The following is a 418-nucleotide window of genomic DNA, read 5'->3' on the forward strand; positions in this document are numbered from 1 at the left end:
AATCCTTACGATTGCAGTTTGTGCCTTTTTCGTATTGTATGCATTAAGTTTTCTTACAGGGTTATCCGGCAAAAACTATTTGCCCAATAATGATTTTTCCTGCTGCAAGAACAAAAAATTAGTGCTGAAAAAATTTTATGTAAACAGATTCTTTGGTATTAAAGTAGGAACAGGTTATACAACTGATACTTTAAAAACTGCATCTGCAGAAGAATGCAATATTGTTTGTGAAGAGTAGTAAGCCATTATTTGTTTAATACAGCTTTTATTCTTTTTATTTCTTCCCCATCAGTTAATTCCATTTTTGTTAATGCCGATGAATGAAATTCTTTAGCCTTCGCATGTACTTTCAACTCCTGAATATTACTGCTTCTAACTCCGCCACCGGCAACGATAATGATTCTTTTTTTTGCAGATC

Annotated in this window: 1 protein-coding gene; it reads left to right on the plus strand. The window is 33.0% G+C overall.

Annotation, left to right across the window (positions count from 1 at the left end; all coding sequences use genetic code 11):
* Window positions 1-238, plus strand: a 238-nt coding sequence (locus E3E36_RS13065) for a hypothetical protein (RefSeq protein WP_206203711.1), incomplete at its 5' end; no start/stop codon positions are given.
* Between the last annotated feature and the right edge of the window lie 180 nt (window positions 239-418).

Source organism: Thermococcus sp. M36, from assembly GCF_012027355.1.
Lineage (GTDB): Archaea > Methanobacteriota_B > Thermococci > Thermococcales > Thermococcaceae > Thermococcus.